This is a genomic window from Pseudoduganella buxea, assembly GCF_009720835.1.
GTDB lineage: Bacteria > Pseudomonadota > Gammaproteobacteria > Burkholderiales > Burkholderiaceae_D > Rugamonas > Rugamonas buxea.
Genome location: NZ_WNKZ01000159.1, coordinates 1 through 6,575 on the forward strand (window position 1 = coordinate 1; position 6,575 = coordinate 6,575).

The window sequence follows — 6,575 nt, forward strand, 5'->3', positions numbered from 1 at the left end:
TGATGGCGCGTTGGCCGTGGCGGCCGGCGCGGGTGCAGGGGGGACCAGCGGCATGCCGGCATCGGCCACCCCCAGCCGCGCCGCCAGCGCGACCGAGGCCGCGTCGATGCGTTCGACGTGCCGCTCCACCGCTTCGGCCAGCACCGCCTCGTTCAGGGCCACCAGCGCGAAGATGGGGTCGTCGATATCGACCTTGACGCCCGTCTTCTCGAACACGAGGGTGCGCAGCTTGTGCTGGTCCATGGTCGGCTTACCAGTCGACCCGGTCGAGCTGCTCGAACAGGTCGCGGAAGACGACCTTGATGCGCTGCTTTTCCATCACGTTGAACTTGTCGCTGGCCTTCACTTCTTCCAGGGTCATGCGCGCCGTGTTCATCTTCTTCACATCCGCGCCGAAGGTGTCGGCATTGCGCTGGGCCAGCACGACCCGGCCTTTCACGCGGGCCGAATTCTCGGCATAGGTCTGCGATTCGACAAAGGCCTTGCCGGATGCCGACTGCAGGGGGCCGAAGTGCTCGTTCTCCCACAGTACCAGCGGCACGTCGGCCGACTTGGCCGTCGAGACGAAGCCCATGGCCGTGTCGTGCAAGGTGTCGCCGCCGCCGACGATGGTGTGGATATACACCTTGCGGCCGGAATCGGCCAGCAGGGCAAAGCAGTCGTTTTCCAGCAGGTAGGCCAGCAGGGGCGAGAAGGTGTTGGCGCCGTTGTCGATGACGCAGTTGCCGTCCGTCTCCAGGATGTCGATCATCAAGGCGTCGAAGCGCTTCGGGTCGATGGTGCGGGACTCCGTCATGACGGGGATATGCTGCACCGCCAGTGCCTTGTAGCGCGAGAAGGTGGTGTTTTCCTGGTCGGTGTCGTAGCAGCGCAGCGGCGTGTCGTCTTTCGATTGCAGCCACTGGGCCAGGATGGTCGAGACGAGGGTCTTGCCGATGCCACCCTTGCCCTGCAGGATGAAATGTACCGTGTTCTGCATCGTCATCAGTTAATGAAGCGCAGCAGGCCCTGGAGGGCATGCACGACGGTCTGCTGGCGCACGGCATGGCGGTCGCCCGCGAACACGAGCCGCTCCGTATGGACGGTGTCGCCATTGGCCCAGCCGAAGCAGACCGTGCCCACCGGCTTGCCCGGCACGGCGCCCGTGGGGCCGGCGATCCCGGTCGTCGACAAGGCCACGTGGGCATTGCTGCTGCCCAGCGCGCCTTGCGCCATGGCGGCGGCCACTTCCTCGCTGACGCTGCCCAGCTGGGCCATCAGCGCGGCCGGCACGTCCAGCAGCTCCGACTTGGAGGCATTCGAGTAGGTGATGAAGCCGCATTCGAACCAGCCGGTCGAGCCGGCGATTTCCGTGATCGCCTGGGCCACGCCGCCGCCCGTGCAGGACTCGGCTGTAACGAGCAGCAATTCCTTTTCCTGCAATGCACGCCCCACCCGGGCCGCCAGTTCATTGATGTCCGTATCGGTGCTCACGTGTCTCTCCTTGAGGGTTGCTTCGCTGCCTCATTCTAGCGCGCCGCCGCTGGGGCTGACCACCTCGTAGAAAAAATGTTTCACAGACAAAAACTTTTCGTGGCTGCGCGGCGCGCCCGCCCCCGGCTGGACGATAGAATAGGGGCAGGATTTCTTTCCATAACGAACCGGCGAACATCGTGACGCGAATTCAGGGATATCCCCGGCGCTGCTGGCCGATCATGGCGATCGCGGCCCCGTGCGTGCCGTCGCCGCGAGCGGAAGCGCGAGCAGGAGCTGCGCCATGATCCGGCTGCGTTCGCTGCGCCACAAGCTGCTGGGCGTGATCGCCATGGTGATCCTGCCGGCCATGTTCGTGGCCATCGGCACCGTCGTGGCCTACGACCTGCACATCTACCAGCAGACCATCCGCGACGACATGCGCACCCAGGCCGAGCTGCTCGGCCATATGAGCGCGCCGGCCCTGACCTTCGACGACCAGCGCCTGGCCAACGAGAACCTGAGCCTGCTGCGCCTGCGTCCCCGGGTCAATGCGGGCGCCATCTACACGCCACGGGGCGAGCTGTTCGCCCGCTACGTGGCGCCGGAGCAGCCGCCCGTGATTCCGGCCCGCGTCGGCACGGCCGGTTTCGAATACCAGGCCGGCAAGATGCTGCTGTTCCAGCCCATCTACGACAACGGCGAGCTGGTGGGCACGGTCTACCTGCGCGCCGACTACGAGATGCTGGACCGTTTCCTGGACTACCTGCTGATCGGCGTCCTGGCCGCGCTGCTGGCGCTGTTCATCGCCTGGCTCGTGATGCGGCGCCTGAACGACGTCATCACCCGGCCCATCCTGAACGTGGCGCACGTGGCGCGCGAGGTGCTGGCGACCGGCGACGTGTCGCGCCGCGCCGAACGGCTGGGCGACGACGAGGTGGCGGAACTGGCCGATGCCTTCAACAAGATGCTGTCCGATATCGAGAGCCGCAAGCGCGAGCTGGAAAACTCGAACCGGGAAATCGCCCGCGAGGCCGAGCAGCGCGCGCTGGCGCAGCAGGAAGTGATGCGCCTGAACGCGGAACTGGAGCAGCGCGTGCACGAACGCACCATGCAGCTGGAGCTGGCCAACGGCGAACTGGCGATGGCAATGGAGGAGGCGAAAAGCGCCAACCAGGCCAAGTCGGCCTTCCTGTCGTCGATGAGCCACGAGCTGCGCACGCCGCTGAACGCCATTCTCGGCTTCGCCCAGATCCTGACGTCCGACAAGCTGCCCTCGACCCTGCAGCAGAAGAAGGAATTCGCCAACCACATCCTGAAGTCGGGCCGCCACCTGCTGGCGCTGATCAACGAGATCCTCGACCTGGCCAAGATCGAATCGGGCGCCGTGGCGCTGTCGCTGGAGCCGGTGGCGCTGGCCGACATCCTGCAGGAATGCGAGACCATGATGGCGCCGCTGGCGGGCCAGCGCGGCATCCGCATGCTGTTCCCCATGGCCGGCGAGTGGAATGTGACGGCCGACCGCACCCGCCTGAAGCAGATCCTCCTGAACCTGCTGTCGAACGCCATCAAGTACAACCGCGACGGCGGCGCCGTCGTCGTCGACTGTTCGGCCAGCAGCCCGGAAATGCTTCGCATCACCGTGCAGGATACGGGCATGGGCCTGAAGCCGGAGCAGCTGCGCATGCTGTTCCAGCCCTTCAACCGGCTGGGCCAGGAGGCCGGCGTGGAGGAGGGCACCGGCATCGGGCTGGTGGTGACGAAGCGGCTCGTCGAGCTGATGGGCGGCACCATCGGTGTCTCCAGCAGTCCGGGCGCCGGCAGCATGTTCTGGATCGAGCTGAAGACGACGCGGCCGGTGCCGTCGGCGCTGGACGTGCTGGCCGCGCTGCCGCCGTCGGCCATGGCGGCGCGCGAGCCGGGCGCCATCACCGTGCTGTACGTCGAGGACAATCCGGCCAACCTGAAGCTGGTCCAGGAAATCATCAGCTTCCGCCCCGAGCTGCGCCTGCTCTCGGCGCCGGACGGCCAGCTGGGCCTGGAGATGGCGCGGGTCCACCTGCCGGACCTGATCCTGATGGACATCAACCTGCCCGGCATCGGCGGCGTCGAGGCGCTGCGCCTGCTGCGGGCCGATCCCCGCACGGCCCATATCCCCGTCGTCGCGCTGACGGCCAACGCCATGCCGCGCGACGTGGAACGGGGAATTGCGGCAGGATTCTTCCGATACCTGATCAAGCCCATCAACATCGACGAATTTACCGAAGCCATCAACAGCACGATATCCTGGCTGGCGGAACGTGCAGGGGCAGAGGCAGAAAGGGGACAGTAATGATCAGCCGGGCCGATATCCTGCAAGCGGGCATCCTGATCGTCGACGACCAGCCCGTCAACGTGCAGCTGCTGGAATACCTGCTGCAGTCGACGGGCTACACGAACGTCCAGTCCACCACCGATCCGGCCGTGGTGGCGCCGTGGCACGAGCAGCACAACTACGACATCATCATCCTGGACCTGCAGATGCCCGGCATGGACGGCTTCGACGTGATGCGCGCGCTGCGCCCGCTCGAGCCGGACGGCTACCTGCCCGTGCTGGTCGTCACGGCCGAACCGGACAAGAAGCAGGCCGCGCTGGATGCGGGCGCGCGCGACTTCGTCAGCAAACCCTTCGACCCGGTCGAGGTACTGACGCGCATCCGCAACCAGATCGAAGTGCGGCTGATGCAGCGCGACGCCCGTCGCCACAACCAGATGCTGGAACGCACAGTGCGCGAGCGTACCGCCGACCTGCAGCGCTTTCGCAGCGCGATGGATGCCACGGCCGACGCCATCTTCCTGATCGACACGGGCACGATGCAGCTGGTCGATGTCAACGACGGCGCCTGCCGCATGCTGGGCTACCAGCGCGCGCAGCTGCTGGCGCTGGAGCCGGCCCGCATCGGCCTGGGTGCCGAGGATGCGCTGCAGTGCCAGGCCGATGCCGCGCTGGCCCACGGCGACCTGCGCTCGCCCACCTTGACGGAGACGGAACTGCTGCGGCAGGACCATGCCACGGTGCCGGTGGAAGTGTACTGGCAGCTGCAGCTGCAGGATGGCCAGGACGTGCCGCCGGCCCCGCAACCGGCCCCGCAGCAGGACGGCACGCAGCGCCACACCTTGATCTGCGTGGCGCGCGACATCAGCGAGCGGCGCATCGCCGAGGAACGCCTGACCCACGCGGCCCATTACGACAGCCTGACGGGCCTGCCGAACCGCACGCTGTTCTACCGCACCCTGCAGGATTCGATCGAGCTGGCGCGCGACAAGGAGTGGAGCATCGTCGTGCTGTTCATCGGGCTGGACCGCTTCAAGAGCGTCAACGATTCGCTCGGTGCGGCCCAGGGCGACGTGTTGCTGCGCGATTTCTCCAACCGCCTGGTGCAGTGCGTACGCATCCGCGATACGGTGGGGCGCCTGGGCGGCGACGAGTTCGGCCTGATCCTGACGATGACGCGCGACCAGCACGACGCCGTGCTGGTGGCCAACGAGGTGCGCGACGCGCTGCGCCTGCCGTTCCAGCTGGGCGAGCACCAGGCCACGTTGACGGCCTCGATCGGCATCGCCGTCTATCCGGACGACGCGGGCGACCCGGAAACGCTCGTCAAGTACGCCAACACGGCCATGACCCAGGCCAAGGAGGCCGGCAGCGATGCCTACCGCTTTTTCACGGCGGGCATGAACGTGCAGGTGCTGGCGCGGCTGGACCTGGAGATGGCGCTGCGCCGCGCGCTCGACCAGGACGAGCTGGAACTGTTCTTCCAGCCAAAGGTGAACCTGCACACGGGCCGCATCAGCGGCGCCGAGGCGCTGCTGCGCTGGAACCGGCCCGGCCACGGCATGGTGTATCCGGCCGAATTCGTCAGCGTGCTGGAAGAGACGGGCCTGATCGTGCGCGCCGGCGCGTGGATCATCGACGCGGCCTGCCGCCAGATCGCGGCCTGGCTGGAAGGCCCGGTGGGACCGATGAACATCGCCGTCAACGTGGCCTCGCGCCAGTTCGTCGAAGGCGACCTGGAAAAGGATGTCGTCACGTCGCTGGAGCGGCACAAGGTGCCGCCCGAACTGCTCGAACTGGAGCTGACGGAAACGGCGCTGATGTCGAACGCGGAGCGCACCATCGCCGTGCTGACGAAGCTGCGCGCACTCGGCATCAAGGTGGCGATCGACGACTTCGGCACCGGCTACTCGTCGCTGGCCTACCTGCAGCGCTTCCCGATCGACAAGCTGAAGATCGATATCGCCTTCGTGCGCAACATCACGACCAACCCGAATGACGCGGCCATCGCGCTGGCCATCATCAGCATGGCACACAGCCTGAAGCTGCGCGTCGTGGCCGAAGGCGTGGAAAGCAGGCCGCAGCTGGAATACCTGCGCCGCAACCGCTGCGACGAAGTGCAGGGCTTCTTCTTCAGCCGGCCCCTGTCGGCGCCGGACGTGGCCCAGCTGGTGGTGGCGGGCAAGGCCCTGCCGCCCGATCCGAACCAGGCCGCGGAACCGCCGCAGACATTGCTGATCGTCGACGACGATGTCAACGTGCTGTCATCGCTGCACCGCCTGTTCCGGCGCGACGGCTACCGCATCCTGACTGCCGCCTCGCCGGCCGAAGGCTTCGACCTGCTGGCCCTGCACCCGGTGCAGGTGATCGTATGCGACCAGCGCATGCCGATCATGAGCGGCACGGAGTTCCTCAGCAAGGTCAAGGACATGTACCCGGACACGATCCGCATCATCCTGTCCGGCTACACGGGCCTGGAAGCGATGCTGGATTCGATCAACCGGGGCGCCATCTACCGCTTCTACACAAAGCCGTGGGACGACGTGCAACTGCGCGACAATATCCGGCTGGCCTTCCACCACTACTGGCTGATGCACGGCAGCGGCAAGCTGGCCGGCAAGCCGGGCGAGGATCACACGGCCTTGCAGTAAGGCCGACAATCAGCCGAAGTGATCGAACCCGGCCAGCGCCAGCGCCAGCGGCGCGCCGCCGCCATCGACGAGACGCAAGCCGGCCTGCGCCTCGATCCGCCCCACCCGCGTGACGGCCGTGCCGCAGGCGGCCGACGCCTGCACGATGGCTTCGCGCC

At 66.8% G+C, this 6,575-nt stretch carries 4 protein-coding genes and 1 pseudogene; 2 read left to right on the plus strand and 3 right to left on the minus strand.

The features are described from left to right. The 3 genes and pseudogenes from GM672_RS26785 to GM672_RS26795 all read right to left on the minus strand — a co-directional run. Positions 1 to 243: pseudogene (locus GM672_RS26785) on the minus strand (hypothetical protein); the annotation flags it as partial. 7 nt (positions 244 to 250) lie between these two features. After that, positions 251 to 985 carry a P-loop NTPase family protein gene (locus GM672_RS26790; RefSeq protein WP_229417970.1) on the minus strand — a complete coding sequence of 245 codons (735 nt, stop codon included), beginning with the start codon at positions 983 to 985 and terminating at the stop codon, positions 251 to 253. After that, the gene (locus tag GM672_RS26795) at positions 985 to 1,473 is read right to left on the minus strand and encodes a CinA family protein (protein ID WP_170300270.1); all 489 of its coding nucleotides are present in this window, start codon (positions 1,471 to 1,473) and stop codon (positions 985 to 987) included. Before GM672_RS26795 ends, GM672_RS26790 begins: the two co-directional genes overlap by 1 nt. Before the next feature lie 283 nt (positions 1,474 to 1,756). Here GM672_RS26795 and GM672_RS26800 point away from each other — a divergent pair, with 283 nt between their 5' ends. After that, the gene (locus GM672_RS26800) at positions 1,757 to 3,784 is read left to right on the plus strand and encodes a sensor histidine kinase, YfiR-like protein-associated (RefSeq protein WP_155473562.1); all 2,028 of its coding nucleotides are present in this window, start codon (positions 1,757 to 1,759) and stop codon (positions 3,782 to 3,784) included. After that, complete coding sequence (locus tag GM672_RS26805) at positions 3,784 to 6,417, plus strand: EAL domain-containing protein (protein WP_155473563.1); 2,634 nt, start codon at positions 3,784 to 3,786, stop codon at positions 6,415 to 6,417. The genes GM672_RS26800 and GM672_RS26805 overlap by 1 nt, the downstream gene beginning before the upstream one ends. The last annotated feature ends 158 nt before the right edge of the window (positions 6,418 to 6,575 follow it).